Source organism: Mesorhizobium sp. CNPSo 4671 (assembly GCF_057784245.1).
The window spans coordinates 199,568-220,050 of the sequence record NZ_JBWLUW010000008.1; the positions used below are offsets into that span (position 1 = coordinate 199,568).

Annotated in this window: 23 protein-coding genes; 10 read left to right on the forward strand and 13 right to left on the reverse strand. The window is 62.6% G+C overall.

Annotation, left to right across the window (positions count from 1 at the left end):
* Window positions 1-36: 36 nt before the first annotated feature.
* Window positions 37-1,035, forward strand: coding sequence for a transporter (locus AC04SF_RS22860; RefSeq protein ID WP_488479623.1), 999 nt, complete (start codon window positions 37-39; stop codon window positions 1,033-1,035).
* A gap of 36 nt (window positions 1,036-1,071) precedes the next feature.
* On the opposite strand, the gene rarD is transcribed toward AC04SF_RS22860, so the two are convergent.
* The 9 genes from rarD to cysS form a co-directional block, all read right to left on the reverse strand.
* Window positions 1,072-1,986 carry an EamA family transporter RarD gene (gene rarD / locus AC04SF_RS22865; RefSeq protein WP_488479624.1) on the reverse strand — a complete coding sequence of 305 codons (915 nt, stop codon included), beginning with the start codon at window positions 1,984-1,986 and terminating at the stop codon, window positions 1,072-1,074.
* Window positions 1,987-2,122: 136 nt separating this feature from the next.
* On the reverse strand, window positions 2,123-2,662 hold the full coding sequence (locus AC04SF_RS22870; protein WP_488479625.1) for a hypothetical protein: 540 nt from the start codon (window positions 2,660-2,662) through the stop codon (window positions 2,123-2,125).
* A gap of 4 nt (window positions 2,663-2,666) precedes the next feature.
* Window positions 2,667-4,289 carry a citramalate synthase gene (cimA, locus tag AC04SF_RS22875; protein ID WP_488479626.1) on the reverse strand — a complete coding sequence of 541 codons (1,623 nt, stop codon included), beginning with the start codon at window positions 4,287-4,289 and terminating at the stop codon, window positions 2,667-2,669.
* Complete coding sequence (gene pip, locus AC04SF_RS22880; protein WP_488479627.1) at window positions 4,286-5,251, reverse strand: prolyl aminopeptidase; 966 nt, start codon at window positions 5,249-5,251, stop codon at window positions 4,286-4,288. The genes cimA and pip overlap by 4 nt, the downstream gene beginning before the upstream one ends.
* Entirely contained in the window at window positions 5,248-5,724 is a 477-nt protein-coding gene (locus AC04SF_RS22885) for a GFA family protein (RefSeq protein ID WP_488479628.1), read from the reverse strand. The genes pip and AC04SF_RS22885 overlap by 4 nt, the downstream gene beginning before the upstream one ends.
* Window positions 5,721-6,212, reverse strand: a complete 492-nt coding sequence (locus AC04SF_RS22890; RefSeq protein ID WP_096459066.1) for a GFA family protein — start codon at window positions 6,210-6,212, stop codon at window positions 5,721-5,723. Before AC04SF_RS22890 ends, AC04SF_RS22885 begins: the two co-directional genes overlap by 4 nt.
* A gap of 6 nt (window positions 6,213-6,218) precedes the next feature.
* Window positions 6,219-6,605, reverse strand: a complete 387-nt coding sequence (locus AC04SF_RS22895; RefSeq protein WP_096456362.1) for a VOC family protein — start codon at window positions 6,603-6,605, stop codon at window positions 6,219-6,221.
* On the reverse strand, window positions 6,602-7,009 hold the full coding sequence (locus AC04SF_RS22900) for an endonuclease domain-containing protein (protein ID WP_488479629.1): 408 nt from the start codon (window positions 7,007-7,009) through the stop codon (window positions 6,602-6,604). Before AC04SF_RS22900 ends, AC04SF_RS22895 begins: the two co-directional genes overlap by 4 nt.
* A gap of 208 nt (window positions 7,010-7,217) precedes the next feature.
* Window positions 7,218-8,651 carry a cysteine--tRNA ligase gene (gene cysS, locus AC04SF_RS22905; protein ID WP_488479630.1) on the reverse strand — a complete coding sequence of 478 codons (1,434 nt, stop codon included), beginning with the start codon at window positions 8,649-8,651 and terminating at the stop codon, window positions 7,218-7,220.
* A gap of 417 nt (window positions 8,652-9,068) precedes the next feature.
* Between cysS and AC04SF_RS22910 the strand changes: the two genes are divergently transcribed.
* Complete coding sequence (locus tag AC04SF_RS22910; RefSeq protein ID WP_488479631.1) at window positions 9,069-9,224, forward strand: hypothetical protein; 156 nt, start codon at window positions 9,069-9,071, stop codon at window positions 9,222-9,224.
* A gap of 68 nt (window positions 9,225-9,292) precedes the next feature.
* On the opposite strand, the gene AC04SF_RS22915 is transcribed toward AC04SF_RS22910, so the two are convergent.
* A complete protein-coding gene (locus tag AC04SF_RS22915) occupies window positions 9,293-10,054 on the reverse strand; it encodes an SOS response-associated peptidase (RefSeq protein ID WP_488479632.1) in 762 nt (253 codons plus the stop codon).
* 127 nt (window positions 10,055-10,181) lie between these two features.
* Here AC04SF_RS22915 and AC04SF_RS22920 point away from each other — a divergent pair, with 127 nt between their 5' ends.
* From AC04SF_RS22920 to AC04SF_RS22935, 4 genes are all read left to right on the forward strand, one after another.
* Window positions 10,182-10,616, forward strand: coding sequence for an NUDIX hydrolase (locus AC04SF_RS22920; protein ID WP_488479633.1), 435 nt, complete (start codon window positions 10,182-10,184; stop codon window positions 10,614-10,616).
* Window positions 10,617-10,678: 62 nt separating this feature from the next.
* The gene (locus tag AC04SF_RS22925; protein ID WP_140768500.1) at window positions 10,679-11,056 is read left to right on the forward strand and encodes a TIGR02301 family protein; all 378 of its coding nucleotides are present in this window, start codon (window positions 10,679-10,681) and stop codon (window positions 11,054-11,056) included.
* 353 nt (window positions 11,057-11,409) lie between these two features.
* Window positions 11,410-11,667, forward strand: coding sequence for a hypothetical protein (locus AC04SF_RS22930; RefSeq protein WP_015318556.1), 258 nt, complete (start codon window positions 11,410-11,412; stop codon window positions 11,665-11,667).
* Window positions 11,668-11,738: 71 nt separating this feature from the next.
* Window positions 11,739-12,527, forward strand: a complete 789-nt coding sequence (locus AC04SF_RS22935) for a hypothetical protein (protein WP_488479634.1) — start codon at window positions 11,739-11,741, stop codon at window positions 12,525-12,527.
* 34 nt (window positions 12,528-12,561) lie between these two features.
* Here the strand turns inward: AC04SF_RS22935 and AC04SF_RS22940 are convergent, their stop codons facing one another.
* Window positions 12,562-13,893: a dihydroorotase gene (locus AC04SF_RS22940; RefSeq protein ID WP_488479635.1), complete on the reverse strand. Its 1,332-nt coding sequence runs from the start codon at window positions 13,891-13,893 to the stop codon at window positions 12,562-12,564.
* 75 nt (window positions 13,894-13,968) lie between these two features.
* On the opposite strand from AC04SF_RS22940, the gene ygfZ reads away from it, so the two are divergent.
* From ygfZ to AC04SF_RS22955, 3 genes are all read left to right on the forward strand, one after another.
* Window positions 13,969-14,829, forward strand: a complete 861-nt coding sequence (gene ygfZ / locus AC04SF_RS22945; protein WP_488479636.1) for a CAF17-like 4Fe-4S cluster assembly/insertion protein YgfZ — start codon at window positions 13,969-13,971, stop codon at window positions 14,827-14,829.
* Complete coding sequence (locus tag AC04SF_RS22950) at window positions 14,829-15,464, forward strand: HD domain-containing protein (RefSeq protein WP_488479637.1); 636 nt, start codon at window positions 14,829-14,831, stop codon at window positions 15,462-15,464. Before ygfZ ends, AC04SF_RS22950 begins: the two co-directional genes overlap by 1 nt.
* A gap of 63 nt (window positions 15,465-15,527) precedes the next feature.
* Window positions 15,528-17,669, forward strand: a complete 2,142-nt coding sequence (locus AC04SF_RS22955) for a putative bifunctional diguanylate cyclase/phosphodiesterase (protein WP_488479638.1) — start codon at window positions 15,528-15,530, stop codon at window positions 17,667-17,669.
* Window positions 17,670-17,691: 22 nt separating this feature from the next.
* Here AC04SF_RS22955 and AC04SF_RS22960 read toward each other — a convergent pair whose 3' ends face one another.
* Window positions 17,692-18,609, reverse strand: a complete 918-nt coding sequence (locus AC04SF_RS22960) for a LysR family transcriptional regulator (RefSeq protein WP_488479639.1) — start codon at window positions 18,607-18,609, stop codon at window positions 17,692-17,694.
* Window positions 18,610-18,702: 93 nt separating this feature from the next.
* Between AC04SF_RS22960 and AC04SF_RS22965 the strand changes: the two genes are divergently transcribed.
* Entirely contained in the window at window positions 18,703-19,458 is a 756-nt protein-coding gene (locus AC04SF_RS22965) for an SDR family oxidoreductase (RefSeq protein ID WP_488479640.1), read from the forward strand.
* A gap of 60 nt (window positions 19,459-19,518) precedes the next feature.
* On the opposite strand, the gene AC04SF_RS22970 is transcribed toward AC04SF_RS22965, so the two are convergent.
* On the reverse strand, window positions 19,519-20,409 hold the full coding sequence (locus AC04SF_RS22970) for a fatty acid desaturase family protein (protein WP_488479641.1): 891 nt from the start codon (window positions 20,407-20,409) through the stop codon (window positions 19,519-19,521).
* Window positions 20,410-20,483: the final 74 nt, after the last annotated feature.

Below are 20,483 nucleotides of genomic sequence, written 5' to 3' on the forward strand. Positions count from 1 at the left end.
GCGGCGGCGTATTGAAACCTGCATTTGGCACTGCCCATGGATACCGCCCTCGTCCCGGAAGGCACCGACCTGTCGCCCTATCTGCCCGATGAGCATGGGCTGTTCTTTACCTATCATTTCACAGCCGACGGCTCCCGCACCAAGGACCTTGCGCAGGCGCGATGGACCTGGCGCAGCTACCAGATCACCGACCTCCACGCTCGCCAGGAGATCAGCGCCGAGAAGGCTCTGCCGACCCCGGCGCGCGATGCTTTCCTGGCGCCCAGCCATGGTTGCCACATCGACTATGAGGATGGCTGGCTCTATGGCGACCTGCCGGACCTCAAGCACGATTTTTCGGAGGCGCGGGGGCTCGTCCATTTCCGTTTTGCCTTCAACGACACGATGCTGATCGGCGCCCGCAAGCAACCGTTGGAGTCGGTCGACGCAGTCCGCAAGGTGGTGGAAAATGGATCACGGAAATTCCGCTCGCCGGCGGACCTGATCGAGGCGGTCACAGGCCAGTCGCTCGACGGCATGTCGGCCGAGCTCGGCAAGCTCGGCGACACGCTCGACGGCATCGAGGATCGCGTCGTGCGCGACGCATGGCACAATGAGCGGCAAGCGCTGGTCGAGGCGCGCCGACAACTGGTGGTGATCCATCGGCAAATGGCGACGCTCACCAATCTGTTTCGGCATCTCGACCATTCGCATCGCGACGAGTTGCCTGACCCGATCAACGATATGGCCGCCCGGCTCTCGCACCGGGCGCAGACGCTTTACCATGACGGCGAGCAGTTGCAGGCGCGCACGAGGTTGTTGCAGGACGAGCTAATGGCGAAACTGACAATGCAGTCGAACCAGCTGCTCTACATTCTTTCGGTCATGACAGCGGTGCTGCTGCCGATGACCATCATATCGGGCCTGTTCGGCATGAATGTCGGCGGGCTGCCGCTGGTCGACACGCCAGTGGGCTTCTGGGTGGTGACAGCGGTGTCGGTGGCTATCGCCGCGGCCACCTATCTGTTCGTCAGGCGGCTTGGCCGGGGATTGTAGCGCACCTGGTATCTTTGCGCCAAAATGCGAAGATCCCTATCGAGCCGCCCGCCGTGCGCTCGTCAACATAGACCAGGAATACATCGCCAGGGCTGCCCAGATCAGGGCAAAGGCAACGGCCTGTGCCGTGCCGAACGGCTCGTTGAAAATCAAAACCGCGATCAGGAAAACCATTGTCGGCGCGATGTATTGCATGATGCCGATGGTGGAGAGGCGCAAAAGCTTGGCGCCGAACGCAAACAGAAGCAGCGGCACCGATGTGACCGGACCACAGCCGATCAGCAACGCCGTGTCGGTGCCGGTGCTGGATACTATGTGGTCCTGCCCGGTCGTGATCAGGTAGATGATGTAGCCGAGAGCCGGCACGGACAGCAAAAGCACTTCGAGCAGAAAGCCTTGGCTCGGGCCGATCGGCAGCGTCTTGCGGAAGAAGCCGTAGGCGGCGAAGGAAAACGCCAGCGCCAGCGACACCCAAGGCAGCTTGCCACCTTCGATCGTCAGCAGCGTGACGGCGACCGCCGCAAGCGCAACCGCCGCGATCTGCAACCGGTCGAGCTTTTCGCCCAGCAGCACGGCTCCGACCACGACCACCACCAGCGGGTTGATGTAATAGCCAAGCGCAGTCTCGACGGTGCGGTCGACCGCGATCGCCCAGACGTAGATGCCCCAGTTGACCGAGATCAGCGCCGCCGTCAGCGCCGCCATGGCGATGGTGCGGGGCGAGCGAATGGCCGCCTTGAAGTCCGCCGTACGGCCGACCCAGACCAGAACCGCCGCGGCGATCGGCACGGACCAGACGATGCGGTGGGCGATCACCTCGGCAAGCGGCAGATGCGCGACCGCCTTCATGTAGAAAGGCAGCAATCCCCACAAGAGATAGGCACCCAATGCGAGCAGGAAGCCGCGACGGGCCTTTGAATCTGCGTCCAGGGCAATTGCTTCAGTGACCATGGCCCAACGCTATGGCCCAGTAAACTTGGCAAGACCATCGCAAAGTTCTGATGGATCAATGGACTTTCGCTGATGGTTCAACCTGCCGCCTTCGAAGAACTGCGTCCCCGAGAGCTATGGCAGCAAACTTATCAGCTCATTTCTGGACCGGCTTCTCGACAAGCTCAAAGAAGACCCGGTCGGGCGCGCCCTCATCATGTCTGAAACCCGTCAACTCTGCCGCAAGATCGAGAGGAATGTCGAAAACGAAGTCGACTCCGGGGCGTTCGGAATCTTCTTTATCCTGTTTTGAAAAGGCCGCCTGCCTTACGGCTTCGAAGGATGTCGGAAGGTCGCCAGTGGTATGAAGGTCGCTGACGTTTTGGTCGCCGCTATGCCATACCCTCCAGATGTTCTTTCCGCTGCTCCAGAATTCGGCGCGAGCGAACATAGTATGTTCTTCAATGTGCACGACGACCATTTCCCTACCTTGCGAGAACGCCGACAGATAGCTGTCAGGAGGATTGGGAAAGCTGCAGTAGCCCAGGATGATAATCGCCCAATTCTTTTCGCTGCCATAAGCGTTGACCGTGGCATCGAAATCTTCCGACGAACCACCGACTTCCCTACCGAACAAGGCTGCGGCTTCCTTGATCCCGTAACCGCGAAAGCCAAACCAGCTTATCGAGAAGCCCACGTGCCTACTCCGCCGCCACCAGCCCTGCCATCTCGCGGTTCTTCATCAGCTTGTAGATGATCGAATCCATCAAGGCCTGGAATGACGCGTCGATGATGTTTTCCGACACGCCGACCGTCCACCAGCGCGCGCCGGTGCCGTCATGCGATTCGATCAGAACGCGGGTGATGGCCTCGGTGCCGCCATTGAGGATACGCACCTTGAAGTCGGCGAGCTCGAGGTCGACGATCTCGCTCTGATATTTGCCGAGATCCTTGCGCAGCGCGATGTCGAGCGCGTTGACCGGACCATGGCCTTCCGCGACTGACATCTTCTCCTCACCGTCGACCTCGACCTTCACGATGGCCTCGGAGACGGTCTTAAGATTGCCGTTGGCGTCGAAGCGGCGCTCGACCATGCAGCGGAATGAGGTGACGTTGAAGAATTCCGGCAGGCCGTGCAGCATTTTGCGCGCCAAGAGCTCGAAGGACGCATCGGCGCCCTCATAGGCATAGCCCTCGGCCTCGCGTTCCTTGACGACCGCGATCAGCGCATCGAGCCGGTGATCGTCCCTGGGCACCTCGATGCCGCGCCGCTTCAACTCGGCGAGGAAATTGGCTTTGCCGCCCTGGTCGGAAACCATGACACGGCGGCGGTTGCCGACGGATTCCGGCGGCACATGCTCATAGGTCGCCGGTTCCTTGGCCAATGCGGAGGCATGGATGCCGGCCTTGGTGGCGAAAGCCGAGGCGCCGACATAGGGCGCCTGCGCTTCCGGGGCACGGTTCAAGAGCTCGTCGAAGGCACGCGACAGACGCGAAATGCCGGTCAGCGCCTCCGCCGAAATGCCTGATACAAAGCGATCGGCGAAGGCCGGCTTCAGCGCCAGCGTCGGCACGATCGAGATCAGATTGGCGTTGCCGCAGCGCTCGCCGATGCCGTTCAGCGTGCCCTGGACCTGCCGCACGCCGGCCTCGACCGCGGCCAGCGAATTGGCGACCGCCTGGCCGGTGTCGTCATGAGCGTGGATGCCCAGATGATTGCCCGGAATACCCGAGGCGATGACTTTGCCGACGATGGCGCGCACTTCCGAAGGCTGCGTGCCGCCATTGGTGTCGCACAACACCACCCAGCGCGCGCCGGCATCGTATGCGGTCTTCGCGCAGGCAAGCGCATAGTCCGGATTGGCCTTGAAGCCATCGAAGAAATGCTCGCAGTCGACCATCGCTTCCTTGCCGGAAGCGACAGCGGTTTCGACCGAAGTCTTGATCGACTCCAGATTCTCCTCGTTGGTGCAGCCGAGCGCCACGCGGACGTGGTAGTCCCAGCTCTTGGCGACGAAGCAGATGGCGTCCGACTTCGACTGCACAAGCGCCGCGAGGCCCGGATCATTGGACGCGGAGACCCCTGCCCGCTTGGTCATGCCGAAGGCGACGAATTTGGCGCGTGCCGTGCGTTTCTGCTGAAAGAAGGCCGTGTCGGTCGGGTTGGCGCCGGGATAGCCGCCTTCGACATAATCCATGCCGAATTCGTCGAGCAGTTTTGCAATCGCGATCTTGTCCTCGACCGAAAAGTCGATGCCCGGCGTCTGCTGGCCATCGCGCAGTGTCGTGTCGAAGAGATAGAGGCGCTCGCGGGTCATGGTCATTTGCCTGCAAATTTGTCCGTCGCGCGGATCAGCCGGTCGAGGATGCCGGGTTCCGAATAGGCGTGGCCGGCGCCTTCGATCAGGTGGAAGTCGGCCTTCGGCCAGGCCTTGTGCAGCGCCCAGGCATAACGTGCCGGGCACGGCATGTCGTAGCGTCCGTGGACGATGGTGCCGGGAATGTTCTTGAGCTTATGCGCATCGCGCAAAAGCTGCCCCTCCTCCAGCCAGCCGGCGTGGACGAAATAGTGGTTCTCGATGCGGGCGAAGGCGACGGCATAGTCATCCTGCCCAAACGGCCCGCTGGTTTCAGGCTCCGGCAGCAGCGTGATCGTCTCGCCTTCCCAGAGGCTCCAGGCGCGAGCCGCCTCGATCTGCGCCTTGCGGTCGGAGCCGACCAGCCGCTTGCGATAGGCGGCCATCATGTCGCCGCGCTCGGCTTCCGGGATCGGCGCCAGGAAACGCTCCCACTTGTCGGGAAACATCTCGGAGACGCCGAACTGATAGTACCATTCGAGCTCGGCGCGGGTCAGCGTGTAGATGCCGCGCACCACCAGCTCGCTGACGCGGTCAGGATGCGTCTCGGCGTAGGCGAGCGCCAGCGTCGAGCCCCAGGAGCCGCCGAACACCAGCCATGTGTCGAAGCCGGCCATCTCGCGCAGCCGTTCGATGTCGGCGACGAGATGCCAGGTCGTGTTGGCCTCCAGCGAGGCGTTGGGCGTCGATTTTCCGCAGCCGCGCTGATCGAACAGGATGACATCGTAGAGTTTCGGGTCGAACAGCCGCCGGTGTTTTGGCGAGATGGTGCCGCCCGGTCCGCCATGCAGGAACACCGCCGGCTTGGCTCCTTTGGTACCGGAACGCTCCCAATAGACCATGTGGCCGTCGCCGACATCGAGCATGCCCGAGTCGAACGGTTCAATCTCCGGGTAGAGGGTGCGCAAGGAAGTGCTGTGAACAGTCATAGTTTCAGGCCCTGTTGCGGCCAGTTGGCCGTTTCGTGATCGGGGTGCTGGAAGGAGATGATCTGCTCCTGCCTTGCGTAATAGTCGCGGTCGTCATGGATCGGCGCCTCGAAGATTTTTTCCACCCAGGGCAGCCGGGCCGCATAGTTGACCTGGATTTTCGGCGTCAGATCCGAGCGGTCGTCGAAGGCGCCGATGGCGATCTCCAGCCCGCCGGGCTGGCGGTAGGTCAACGGCGTTCCGCAGCGGGCGCAGAAGCCGCGATCGATGTTGACCGACGACTGGAAATAGCTCGGTTCCTCATGCGTCCATTCGACGCCATCCTTGGGCACGGTCACGAGCGCGCCGAAGAAAGAACCGAACTGCTTCTGGCACATGCGGCAATGGCAGATGGACGGGCGCCCGAGCGCCCCCTTGACGCGGAAGCGCACGGCGCCGCACTGGCAACCGCCGGTTCGGACAGTCTCGGTCATGGTCTTTCCTCCGGCGGCCATTGGTCGGTGTCGTGATCGGGATGCTGGTAGGAGACAAGCTCGGCGAGATAGGGGGCCGACCCCATATCCGCCATCGTGTCCTCGCCGGGCAATTGCGGAATGGTGTCGACATAAGGCAGTTTCGCCTCCGTGCCCCACTGGATGGTCGGCGCGATGCCAGCCGGATCGTCGAAGGCGGCGATCGCCAGCGCCATGCCGTCGGGCGCCTCGAAGGTCAGGGGCGTGCCGCATTCGGCGCAGAAGCCGCGCCAGGCGGCATTGGAGGAACGGAAGCGCTTGGGCTCGCCGCGCGTCCAGTCAACCTTGGCGCCGCGCACGGAGACCAGCGGCAGGTAGAAGTTGCCGCTCGCCTTCTGGCACATGCGGCAGTGGCAGATCGAGGCGTCGCCAAGCGTGCCCTCGACGCGGAAGCGCACCGCGCCGCACTGGCAGCCGCCTGTGTAGACCGGCCGGTTGTCGAGGCTCATCATGTCTCACTCCGGATCATGGCAGACAGCCTCGACATTGTTGCCGTCGGGATCGAAGACGAAGGCGCCATAATAGTTCGGATGATAGTGCGGGCGCAGGCCCGGCGCGCCATTGTCCCTGCCGCCGGCGGCAAGGGCCGCGGCATGGAAGGCATCGACCTCGGCGCGGCTGCGCGCGGTGAAGGCGACGTGCTGATGGGCCTTTTGACCCTCCTTGCCTTCCTGCAGCCAGAATACCGGCCGATCGCGGCCATAGCCACCAACCTTGGCGCCACCGGTATATTCCAGCGGCACCATGTAGAGCAGCGAGGCACCCAGCGGCGCCATCGCCTTGTCGTAGAAGGCTTTCGAAGCGTCGAAATCGGCAACGTCGATGCCGAGATGGTCGATCATGGAAATGCCTCCCTTGCTGGTTCATGCGCCGGCACTTCGGCACCGGCGAGGCCGGCCTCGATGACGATGTGCTGGCAGACATTGTCGATATCGCGGATCACATCGTCGTTCCAGAAGCGCAGGATGGTCCAGCCCAGCGCCTCATGTTTGGCTGTTCGCGCGGCATCGGACGCCGAAATCTCATGAGAAGCATGCTGGGAACCGTCCAGCTCAACGATTAGCTTCTTGTTGGGGCAAGCAAAGTCGACGATGAAGCCGGCTATCGGCATTTGACGTCGAAACGCCAGCCCCATGAGTCGGTGTGCGCGTATCTCATTCCAAAGCTTCAGCTCGGCATCGGCCATGACCCTGCGCATCTTGCGCGCATTGCCGCGATTGATGGGAGATACCCGATGATGGGTCATTGCGAGGCCCCCCTCTCTGCCCTGCCGGGCATCTCCCCCTCAAGGGGGGAGATCAGCAGCTTCGCGAACCGCGGCCCACCATCAGCGTTGATGATTGGCGAAGGCGGCTGGGACAGCCAATCTCCCCCCTTGAGGGGGAGATGTCCGGCAGGACAGAGGGGGGCGCCTCGCACCGTCCTCTCCAATCCTGCGGTCCAAGCCTCCAACCTCACCGCTTAACCTCCCAGCTCGTGACGCGCTCGCCGGTCACCGGATCCTTGCCGTCCTTCAGCTGCACGCCCTGCGCCAGAAGCTCATCCCTAACCCGATCGGCCTCGGCCCAGTTCTTGGCCGCGATCAGCGCCAGGCGGTCGGCGATAGCCGTGGCGACCGCTGCCTCATCCACCTCTGCCGAGGCGACATCGAAGCCGAGGAATTGCAGCGACGCCTTCAGCGCAGCGGCGGCCTCGTTGCCGTCCGCTGCCTCGCTGGCCATCTGCGTCAAAATCTGGAACGCGGCATAGGTGGCGAGATCGTCCGACAAGGCATCGACCACCTGCGCCGGCAGTTGCCCGGCAGCCGGCGCCAGATCCGCCGCGCGTTTCCATTTGCGCAGCGTGTTCTCCGCCTCCTCCAGCTTGCGCACGGAGAAGTCGATCGGCTCGCGGTAGTGCGTCATCAGCATCGCCAGCCGCAGCACCTCGCCCGGCCAGCTGCGGCCGCCGAAGGTCTCGGTCTCCAGCAACTCATGGATCGAGTAGAAATTGCCGAGGCTCTTCGACATCTTCTGCCCCTCGACCTGGAGGAAGCCATTGTGCATCCAGACATTGGCCATGACTGACGTGCCGTGGGCGCAGCGCGACTGGGCGATCTCATTCTCATGATGCGGGAAGATCAGGTCGAGGCCGCCGCCATGAATGTCGAAGACTTCGCCGAGATAGGCGGCCGACATCGCCGAGCATTCGATATGCCAGCCCGGCCGACCCCTGCCCCACGGACTTTCCCAGCCCGGCTCTTCCGGTGACGACAGCTTCCACAGCACGAAATCGCCAGGGTTCTTCTTGTGGGCATCGACAGCGATGCGGGCGCCGGCCTGCTGTTCGTCGAGATTGCGCTTCGACAATTGGCCGTAGTCCGGCATCGACGCGGTGTCGAACAGAACTTCGCCTGCCGCGACATAGGCATGACCGCGTTTGATCAGGCTTTGAATCAAGGTGATCATGTCGGCCTTGCCGTCGGCGCGAGGCTCGACGAATTCGGTGGCGCGCGGTTCGACCGTCGGCTCCAGGCAGCCGAGCGTGGCGACATCCCTGTGGAACTGGTCGGCGGTCTTTTCGGTCACCCGCCGGATCGCTTCGTTGAGCGACAGTTTTCCGGCTGATATCTCGCCACCGAAATCGCGGAGCGCGCGCGCGTTGATCTTGTCGTCGACGTCGGTGATGTTGCGCACATAGGTGACATGCGTCTCGCCATAGACATGGCGCAGCAAGCGGAACAGCACGTCGAAGACGATGACCGGCCTGGCATTGCCGATATGCGCGAAGTCGTAGACGGTCGGGCCGCAGACATACATGCGCACGTTCAGCGCATCGATCGGAACGAAACTCTCCTTCGTGCGCGTCAGTGTGTTGTAGAGGCGCAGGCCCTGCGATGCGTCAGACATTCCATGCCTTCCCGGTTCAGAACTTCTTATCTGGATGGAGCCAACCGCGCGCCGAGGCGCAAATCAGACTCCAGCCTGCTGGCCGGGGCGTTTGTCCAATCTGGGGAAAGATGAGGCGAAAACGTCCGGACCAGCGCGAGGCTAGCCAATAATGCAAATGCCACAAATGGCGAAAGACGTTTTCATGGGCGGCTTTATCGCCTCGACCAGTGTTGCCGTCAAGTCGCTGCTTCCGAGAAAAACGCCGTAAAGATTGGCAAACGCGTCGCCCGATCACGCGGAATCAGGCAGTGAAACATTTTATTAAACATGTCGGCACAGTCATGAAACATTCGCCGGCTAGATCACCAACCGTCACGATTTGGTCGGATTCAACGGCCAAACGCGAACACGAAAACGTTACCTGGGAAGAGAAACATGCCTCGAAGCAAGCAAGACGCCACCCGCGCCAAGCAACCGGCGCTGGCCAGCCACTATCGCGCAATCGGCCCGGCCGCGATCGTCGCCGCCCTTCTCCACACCGCCAAGAAGAAGAAGCCGGCACCGAAGATCGTATCGCCCCGCGCTGCCTGAAGCGGTGCGCGACCGGCGCCAAAGGCGCCGATGAGGCGCTCATATACGCCTCCAGATAACAGGCTCAGCTAGAACAACGTCATCTGACTGTCGTCGGCGCCAGGCTTCTGGCGCCTGGCCTTCTCGGGCTCTGGCCCGATCTCGCCCCTCGCCTGAATCTCCGGTCCAGTGTTGGCAACCTTGTTGACGAGGTCGGAGACAGGGACAGCCTCGAAGAAATCGAGTTGCGCCGGCCGCAACAGGTCGGCGACATCGCGTGGCTCGAGCGTACGGCAATCCAGCCAGCGGGCGAAATCCCTGGGATCGATCACCACCGGCATCCGATCGTGGATATGGGCGATGTCGGCATTGGCGTTGACCGTCAGGATGGCGCCGGTGTCCATTTCCGAACCGCCCGGCTCGGCATAGGTCTCGATCAGGCCGGCAAAGGCGACCAGGCCGCCATGCCTGGGCCGGATCCAGTAGGACTGCCCCTTCTTGCCCCCGGTCTGCCGCCACTCATAAAAGCCGGATGCCGGCACCAATGCGCGGCGATGGCGCATCGCGGCCTTGAACGAGGCCTTTTCGATTGCGCCTTCCGAGCGTGCGTTGAACAGCAGCGGAAACTCCCTCGTATCCTTGACCCAAGCGGGAATGAGCCCCCAGCGCACCAGCATCGGCTGGCGGTCGGGCAGATTGGAGCCGGGCGCGCGCGGCGCGCCCGCGGTCGCCATCAGCACCGGCTGCGTCGGCGCGATGTTGTAGCGTGCCGGGAAATCCTCAAGCTCGGCCAAGCCCAGAAAGGCAGCGGTCTGATCCGGTGTGGCGGTCAAGGCAAAACGTCCGCACATGATCGATTGCTCCTGCCTTCGAATGGTTCCGGCAGAAAGTGGCGATGGAACAGCCGCACTGCAACCGCTAAAGCTGTCCGGCAACGACCGTCCACAACGGGCTGCGGCGTTCGAACGGTTGGGAGCCATGAACGAACAACGAAAGACACTGCCGGCAGTCTCGGTAGCGGTGGTGCGTGGCAACACCGTGCTGTTGGTCAAGCGGGCGCGGCAACCATCGCAAGGGCTCTATGCCTTTCCCGGCGGCAAGGTCGAGGCCGGCGAGACGCTGGAGGATGCCGCGAAGCGAGAGCTGCTGGAAGAGACAGGTTTGCGTGCCACCGGTTTTCGCCCGCTTCGGGAAATCCATATCGACGGCAGGGACGATTCCCATCCTGTCGATTACCGCCTTACGGTCTTCGGCGCGGCCTATGCCGGTGGCGAGGCCATGGCCAGCGACGATGCCGAGACAGCCGCTTTCTATACGCTCAACGAGATGGCGGCGCTGCCGCTTGCCGGTTCGGTGTTCGCGGTGGCGGAAGATCTGCTTGGCCGACCTGCTGGTTCTCCTGAAAGCCGCTGAATTCCCCAACTGGCGCGCCGGAAACGCCTTGCAGGCGACAAATTGTTTGGCCACATAGACTTATGAGCCGCGCTCCTCTTCTTGTCGCTTTATGCCTTGCCGTCAGTACGGCCGTGGCCGTGCGGCCGGCGTTCAGTGCCGAGTCGCCGTTCGAGCCGGGACTGATGCGGCTGGCGGAGGTTCTGGGCTCGCTGCATTTCCTGCGCAATCTGTGCGGCGAGAAGGGCGACCAGTGGCGTGGCGAGATGGAAAAACTGCTCGATTCGGAAAATCCGGACCCCGAACGGCGCGCCCGCTTCATCGCCAGCTTCAATCGCGGCTATCGTTCCTTCGGCGGCACCTATACGCAGTGCACCGCCTCGGCCACCGAGGCCATCAGCCGCTACATGAAGGAAGGCGAGACGCTGTCGCGCGATATCGCCTCGCGCTACGGAAACTAGGCATCCATCAACAGATATCCTAGCCGTCGCTGGGCATGTCGGACAAATCCGGCTTGTACCAGTCGATGTCTTGGTGCAATCCTGATGTTGCACTTCTGCAACAACGTTAATGAAACGTTAGCGCAAGAATGCGGAATTAACTCAAACTGAAGGTTTTCGCCCCGCAGGCCGGTCTAATCGGCTAAGTTTGATCCGGGTTGAAACGCAGCTTCGCCAAACACAGCCGCCTGCTGTAAAAGACGATCAAAAAAATGTCATATTTACAGATACTTACTTCGAGGCTGAGCGCAAACGGAACAGATCAAGCCTGATCCGCACTGGCGGATCGCCGCTTGAAAGGGTGGACATCGCTTATGGAACATGCTGCCAACGACATCGACGCCCTGGTCAGGGAAGAAAAGCGCCTGACGGCGGTGGAGAGCCACAGCGAGGCGTGGGCGGAGGGTCTGTCGGCGGGCATAGAGCCCGAAATCATTGCCGAGGCGGCGCTCGAGACCGCATTCGGTGAAATGCTGCGCGCCAACGGCGAGACCTCGGCCCTTGCCCTGCTCGACCGCATGCGTGAAAAGGTGATTGCTGGCGCCTTCGAACCTGAGCGGCTGCGGCACTGAACCGATATCCGGTTCTTTGACGATCGAGTGCCGTTTGGGCATCATGCCCGGGAGCCAAGGAGATACGGGCAGTGAATTTTCCGATGTCAGGCGGGCCGAAGGGCCTGGTCCTCTACATCCGCCTCGCCACATGCAGTGCCGCGATTGCCTTTGTAACGTGCCTGGCAAGCAGCCCAGCCTATGCGCTGAGCGAGATCCAACGCGAAGAGCTTCCCTCACCTGTCGCACCGTCGACGAATGACGACGTTTCGCCCGGCGGCGCGATTCCCATGCCTGACCCAATGGGCACGCCGCCTTCGACAGGCCAGCAGCCGGCCGCTCCGGACGCCGCGGAGCCTGACAGTCCGTCCGATGGCGGCACCAACAGGCCGCGTGTCGATCCCGAGGCGCCCTTGCCCGAGGTGGTCTACGATCTTGGCAAGCTGCCCGAGCCCGTGCGGCGCATGCATGACCTGATCATCGAAGCCTGCAAGAGCGGCGACATCGAAAAGCTCCGGCCCTTGATCGGCAAGGGCGACAGCATGACCCAGCTGTCACTGGCCGATATCGATGGCGACGCCATCGCTTTCCTCAAAGGCCTGTCCGGCGACCCTGACGGCCAGGAAATCCTGGCCATCCTGGAGGAAGTGCTCAGTGCCGGCTATGTCCATATCGACGCCGGAACACCGCAGGAACTCTATGTCTGGCCGTATTTCTTCGCGCTGCCGCTGGACAAGCTTGACGCCAAACAGCGGGTCGAACTGTTCAAAATTGTCACCGCCGGCGATTTCGACGACATGAAGCAGTTCGGTGCGTACATCTTCTACCGCGTCGGCATCACGCCCGCCGGGCAGTGGACATTTTTCGTCGCCGGGGATTGAGCGAACTCACCTCCGGAAGGGAGAGTAAGGAAGGTTATCCCGGCAACGCCTCGGAAAACTCCACCGCTCTGCCCTGGCTTGGTGTGACGATCTCGCCTTCCCACATAACGCGCTGGCCGCGAATGACGGTGCCGACCGGCCAGCCGGCCACATCCTTGCCGTCATAGGGCGTCCAGCCTGCCTTCGAACCGGCCTGCGCATTGGTGATGGTCTCACGCCGCTTCATGTCGACGATGGTGAAGTCGGCGTCGTAGCCGGCTGCGATGCGGCCTTTTCTGGCCATGCCGAAGATGCGCTGTGGGCCGTGACTGGACAGATCGACGAAACGCTGCAGGGTCAGCCGACCGGCGTTGACGTGGTCGAGCATGATCGGCACCAGCGTCTGTACCCCGGTCATGCCCGAGGGCGAGGCCGGATAGGGTTTTGCCTTTTCGGCCAGCGTGTGCGGTGCATGATCGGAGCCGAGCACGTCGACGATGCCTTGCGCGATGCCGTGCCAGACGCCTTCGCGATGACGGAAGGCGCGCACCGGCGGGTTCATCTGGATCAACGTGCCCAGCCGCGCATAATCGTCGGCGCTCAGCGTCAGATGGTGCGGCGTCGCCTCGCAGGTCGCGACATCCTTGTGCTGTTCGAGGAACAATATCTCCTCGGCGGTCGAGATGTGCAGGACATGGATGCGGGCGCGGGTCTGCCTGGCGATGCGCACCAGCCTTTCGGTGCAGCGCAAGGCGGCGATCTCGTCGCGCCAGACCGGATGCGATGACGGGTCGCCCTCGATCCGTTCGCCAAGGCGCTCGCGCAGCCGGAATTCGTCCTCGGAATGAAAGGCCGCACGGCGGCGGGTGTTCCGCAAGATCGAGGCGACGCCTTCGTCATCCTCGACCAGCAGGTCGCCGGTGGACGAGCCCATGAAAACCTTTATTCCCGCCGCACCCGGCAACCGCTCGAGCTCGCCGACATCTCCGGCGTTGTCGCGGGTACCGCCGACCCAGAACGCGAAATCGCAATGCATGCGGCCGCTGCCGCGCCGGACCTTGTCGGCAAGCGTTGCCTCGCTGGTGGTCAGCGGGTTGGTGTTGGGCATCTCGAACACCGCGGTGACGCCGCCAAGCACCGCCGCCCGCGAGCCCGTTTCCAGATCTTCCTTGTGCTCCAGTCCCGGCTCGCGAAAATGCACCTGGCTGTCGACGACACCAGGCAGGATGTGCAGGCCGCGGCAGTCGATCGTCTCGCCGGCCGAGACCTGGCGGAGATCGCCTATTGCGGCGATGCGGCCATTCTTCACGCCGATGTCACGCGCGCCCTCGCCGTCATGGTTGACCACTGTGCCGCCTGTCAGGATGAGGTCGTAGGTCATGGCCATGCTCTCTTGCGGGGGGAGTGTCAGCGGCTTACGTAATGGCCAACCGTTTTGCAAGATCAGGCTTTTACCCGCCCCATGCCCTTTGCCCTGCTGAAAGACCGCGCGCTCATCTCCGTCTCCGGCCCGGATGCCGAGCACTTTCTGCAAAACATCCTGACCACCGATCTCGACACGCTTGGCGCCGGCGAAGCCAAGCCCGGTGCGCTGTTGACGCCGCAAGGCAAGATCCTGTTCGACTTCCTGATCTCGCGTGCCGGCGAAAACACCTTCCGGTTGGAATGCCGAGCCGATATTTCAGGTGATTTCGTTCGCCGGCTGATGCTCTACAAACTTCGCGCCAAGGTCGAGATTACCAAGTCGGAACAGGCGCTTGTCACCGTTGCGTGGGGAAGAGAGTCAATCGCCTCAGAAAATGATTCAACCGCGGTTGCCGACAGGCGCTTTCCCGACGAAGGCGTTACGCGCTCCTATACCGGCGTTGCAGATACCGGCGAGATCGCCGCGTGGCAGGCCTTCCGCATCGCGCACGGCATCGCCGAAAGCGGCGCCGACTACGCGTTGGGCGACACCTTCCCGCATGACGTGCTGCTCGACGAGACCGGCGGGGTCGGCTTCAGGAAGGGCTGCTATGTCGGCCAGGAAGTGGTCTCACGCATGCAGCACCGCGGCACGGCAAGGCGGCGCGTTCTGATCGTGCAGGGTGGGCTTGCCCTGCCCGCTTCCGGCACCGAACTCACCGTCGAGGGACGGCCGGTCGGCACGCTCGGCTCGAGCGCCGGCACAACAGGGCTTGCCATTGCCCGCATCGACAGGGTCAAGGCGGCGCTCGACGCCGGCCAGCCGATCCTGGCCGGCCTTGTGCCGGTGACGGTGGCCATTCCCGCCTGGGCCAAATTCAGTTTTCCGCAGGAAACCGTCAGCGCGGAGGAAGCCTGATGGCGGCAGACCGCACCGGTGCGCCGCCACGCGCCTGGCAGCGCATGCTGTCCGGCCGCCGGCTCGACCTGCTCGACCCCTCACCGCTCGACATCGAGATTTCCGACATTGCCCATGGGCTCGCCCGTGTCGCCCGCTGGAACGGCCAGACCAGCGGCGAGCACGCGTTCTCGGTCGCCCAGCATTCGCTGCTGGTGGAGGCCCTGTTCAACGATCTGGTGCCACACGCTTCGGCCACCGACCGGCTCGCCGCACTGCTGCACGACGCGCCTGAATATGTCATCGGCGACATGATCTCGCCGTTCAAGTCGGTGATGGGCGGCAGCTACAAGGACTGCGAATTGCGACTGCAGCGCGCCATCCATCTGCGCTTCTCGCTGCCTCCCGAACCGGCCGCGGCGCTGCGCAGGGACATCAAGCGCGCCGACCAGATCGCCGCCTATTTCGAGGCAACGCTGCTCGCCGGCTTCTCGACCGCCGAAGCAACCGAATTCTTCGGCCGTCCGCGCGGTTTTTCCGCCGAGCGCTTCGATTTCACGCCGCGCTCGGTAACCTGGGCACAGGATGCGTTCCTGAAGCGGTTTTCGGCGCTTGAGACGTCGCGGCATCCCGTTGCGACGTCGGCGGTAGGGTAGAGAACGCTAAATTAACCGGAAACGGTAACAGTGTGGTGTTCGATCACACCGCAGGCGCGCCTCATGCCCGTCGTGGATGTCAAGGATGGTTCGATCGTCCCCGAGCGGGCGCCCGAAGGCGTGGAGCGCCCGCGACGCATGGAAGACGAGCTGCGCGAACAGAACGAACGCTTTTCAGCCGCTGTCGAGAACATGTCGCATGGCCTGTGCATGTTCGACGCCGACGAGCGCATGATCATCTGCAACGGCAACTACATCAACATCTTCTGCCTCGACACCAAGCTGGTACGACCGGGCATCCACTTCATAGACATCCTGCGCCACAGCGTCGACATAGGCATCGCCTCGCAAAGCGCCGACGAGCTCTACGCCATCCGCAAACCCTATATCGACCAAGCGAAACCCTCGACCTACGAAGAGACGCTGTCGGATGGTCGCATCATCAACATCTCGCATCGCCCGCTGGCCTTGGGCGGCTGGGTCTCGATCTACGAGGACATCACCGAACAGCGGCGCGCCGAGCAGGATCTCAAGGAACAGCATCGCCGTTTCGACGCCGCACTCGCCAACATGTCACAAGGCCTGCTGATGTACGACGCCGACGGCAAGATGATCGTGCGCAACCGGCGTTTTCTGGAGCTCTACAACGTCACCGCGGCGGACTTTCCGCTCGGAACGACGCACCGCGACGCGCTCGAAAAATTGCTGGAACTCGGCATCTATCAACAGATCGATGTCGACAGCGAAGTCGCCAAGACCGAAGCCTGCCTGGCGGCGGCAAAAATGCATTCGGCCTATCGCTATCTTACCGACGGCAGGACGGTTCTGGTCACACGCCAGCCGATGAGCGGCGGCGGTTGGGTGGTGACCTTCGACGACGTCACCGAACGCCGACGCACCGAGGAGCGCATGATCCATCTTGCGCATCATGACACGCTGACCGGACTGCCCAACCGCTCGATGTTTCGCGAACGGCTCGACCTGGCGCTGGAGGACGCGGCGGCTGCGCCGTTGGCAATCTTCTCGCTCGATCTCGACCGCTTCAAGGCGATCAACGACACCTGGGGACATCCTGCCGGCGACTGGCTGTTGAAGAGCGTGGCGGAGAGGCTGCAGCGTTGTGTGCGCAATGAATCAGACATCGTCGCCCGCTTCGGCGGCGACGAGTTCGTCGTCATGCAGTTCAATTCCAGGGGCATTGCCGATGCTGAAAAACTGGCGAAACGCATCGTCGAGGCAATCGCAAAACCATTTCGCGACAAGAGCCGGGACATGCATGTCGGCATCAGCCTGGGCATTGCCGTTTTCCCCGAAGACGGCAGGGACGTCGATACGCTGCTGAAAAATGCCGATACCGCGCTCTATCGGGCGAAGAGCGAAGGGCGAAACCTGTATCGCTTCTTCGAGCCCGCGATGGACGCCATAGTGCAGGCCCGCCGGGCGCTCGAGGTTGACCTCGAGGCTGCGCTGCCGCGCCAGGAGTTCGATCTCGATTTCCAGCCCATCATGAACATCGCCTCCGGCGAGATCATCGGCGCGGAGGCCTTGATGCGCTGGCATTCGCCAGCGCGCGGCACGGTCGCGCCGGACGCGTTCATTCCGGTCGCTGAAGAAACCGGACTGATCGTGCCGCTTGGCGAGTGGGCGCTGAGGAAGGCCTGCACGGCGGCGGCAAGCTGGCCTCCCGGCTTGCGCATCGCGGTCAATGTCTCGGCCGTGCAGCTCAAAAGCGGTGGGTTTGCCCGCAGCGTCATCTCGGCTCTGGCCTTTTCCGGCGTGCCGGCCGGACAGCTGGAACTGGAGATCACCGAAACCGTGCTGATGGACGAAAGCAAAGCCGTGCTGAAGACACTGCGCCAGCTGCGCGATCTCGGCATCCGCATCGCGCTGGATGATTTCGGCACCGGCTATTCCTCGCTCGGCTATCTCAGGCGTTTCCCGGTCGACAAGATCAAGATCGACCGCTCCTTCATTCACGACATGGGCAATCGCGACACGGCGGCGATCGTGCGCACCATTATCGGGCTCGGCACAGAGCTTGGCATTGTCGTCACCGCCGAGGGCGTCGAGACCGAGGTGCAGCTCGATATGCTGCGCGACACTGGTTGTGCCGAGGCGCAAGGCTATCTGATCGGCGTGCCGTCGAAGGCCGCGGACATCCAGCGTCTGTTGAAGGCGCGTGCTCTGCACAGCCGGACCGGCTGATTCGTTCGAGGCACCCTGCCCTCTATTGATGGATCGGTTGCCAGCTCGGTTTTGACAGGTGGGCAGCCATGAAACCGGCGACGGCTTCGACCTTGGCCGGGCGCGCGCGGGCCGACGGCGTTACGAAATACAGCGCGCCCCTCGGCAAAGTCCAATCGGTCAGGATCGCTTCCAAACGCCCGTCGGCAAGATACTCGCTGGCGATGAATTCCGGCAGCTCGGCGATCGCGGTCCCGGCCAGCACGGTCGGAACAAGGGCGTCGGAATTGGTGACCCGCAGCGGTCCTGACGGTGTGACAACCTCTTCATCGCCCGCGGCATTGCTGAAATGCCAAACGTCGTGCCGCGGCCGATAGGCATAGCCAAGACAGTGATGCGCGTCGAGGTCGCGTGGCGTGCTCGGCCGGCCATGCCTGGCAAGATAGGACGGCGCCGCAACGATGAACGGGGCAATGTTGCACAAACGCCGGGCAACCAACGAGGAATCCGGCAACACGGCAATCCGCAAAGCTGCATCGAACCCCTCGCCGACCAGATCGACGACCGCATCGCTTAGATGCATGTCGATCGACACGTCAGGATAGAGCCTGAAGAAATCAGGAAGCAGCGGCGCCACCCACCTCAGCCCGAACGACATTGGAACGGCCAGGCGTACAAGGCCGCGAGGACTGGCCGACAGTTCTCGCACCGCGTTCTCGGCATCCTCCGCGTCGCGGAGGCGAGACGCACGCTCGGCGAGCCGATGACCGAAATCCGTGAGGGCCAGGCGGCGCGACGTCCGGTTGAAAAGCCGCGCGCCAAGCCGCTCCTCCAGGCGGCTGACGCCACGTGACACCGTCGCCACCGACAGGCCAAGCACACGTGCGGCGGCGGCAAAGGATCGCTCCTCCGCGACCTTGGCGAACATGGCCAAACCTTCAAAGTCCGGGACTTTCGACATCATCAATCCTACAATGATTGTTTGCAAGCATTGCTATTTCGAAAGGATACACCTGTCCATATGTCTCTGTCACCCACAACAGGAGTGACGAAAATGACAAGGAAACTCGAAGGAAAGATCGCCGTGGTTACCGGCGGCAGCAGCGGCATCGGCCTTGGTATTGCCAAGCGCTTCGCCGCGGAAGGTGCGCATGTCTACATTACCGGACGGCGACAGGCCGAGATCGACAAGGCCGTCGCGGCAATCGGCAAAAACGCCACCGGTATCCAAGCCGACTCGACCAGTTTCACCGATCTCGACCGTCTCTACGCTCAGGTGACAGCACAAAGCGGCCGTATCGATGTGCTCTCGGTCAACGCCGGCGGTGGTTCCATGCTGCCGCTCGGCCAGATAACCGAGCAGCATTTCGACGAAACATTCGACCGCAACGTCAAGGCCGTGCTGTTCACGGTGCAGAAAGCGCTCGCACTGTTGGCCGACGGTGCCTCGGTGATCCTGACCGGTTCGACCGCCGGCTCAACCGGCGCTGCGGCGTTCAGCGTCTATGGCGCGTCGAAGGCTGCGCTGCGTAATTTTGCCCGCAGCTGGATAATCGACCTGAAGGAGCGGCAGATCCGCGTCAACATCCTCAGCCCTGGTCCGACCCGTACGACAGGCCTTGCCGAGCTTGCCGGACCCGAAGCCGAACAGCAGAAGGGTTTGCTTGATTTCCTTGCTACCCAGGTGCCTATGGGCCGGCTCGGCGACCCTGACGAGATCGGCAAGGCGGCTGTGTTCCTGGCCTCCGATGATTCCAGTTTTGTCACCGGGGCTGAGCTGTTCGTCGACGGCGGCACCGCACAGGTCTAGCCCGTCACGCCGGTCGCGTCCTCAAGCAGGGCGCGACCGGTTGCCGACCGCGCATCATCATCAACGCAGCGTTTCCAAATATTTCTCGTGGAAACTGACATAACCGGGTTCGACCACCTTTAGATGCCGCTCGATCAGCGCGTGAAATTGCGGCAGTTGATGAAACGGCACGCCGGGATAGGCGTGATGCTCGGCATGGAATGGCATGTTCCAAGCCAGCTTGCGCACCACCCAATTGGTCAGCGTGGTCCTCGTATTCTCCAGCATGTTGGCGACGAACGGACAGCGACCGTGCTCGGCCAGCAGATAGAGGCGCAGAAGCGGCTGGCCGAGCAGAGCGGGAATGATCCATACGTAGAGAAGCACGGTGAACCGGAAATAGGCGGCGAGCAGAAGGACGACGGCATAGAAGGCGATCATGGCCCGCGCCTCGGCCCGCACCTTGGGCCGGCCTTTCGGCGGTACATAGCTTTCCTGGCTGCCGCCAACCGCATTGGCGTAGAGCGTCTTGAGATGGCCCCACCACAGCGGGATGCCGGAAACATGCACGAGATACTGCCGCAGCGTTTCCGGTTTGGGAAAGGCCAGTTCCGGATCGTTCTCGGGATCCTGGGTGAAGCGGTGATGAGCGAAATGAAAGTAGCGGAACCAGTCCGCCGGCAGCGCCAGCGCCAGGCTGCACACCCGCGCCACGGCATCGTTCAGCCACTGCGTCTCGAAGGCGGTGCGATGAACCGTCTCGTGCAGCAGCGTGAACAGGAACACGATCAATATGCCTTGCGGCAGCATCAGCAGCGGCCAGAACGGCACCTTGGCCGCAATCAGCGATCCGATGATCACAATTGCACCCCAGTGGGCGCCGAGTTGCACGAGACCCGCAGCGTCGGATTTGGCGGTCAGGCGACTGCGCTCTTCAGGGGTCAGTGACGCGATTATGTCGCGATGGTCCATCGGCTTCGATCCTGGCTGGGGTTTGATGAGGCCCACTCTAGTCGATGAAAAAGCTTTCCAAAAACGACGATTGC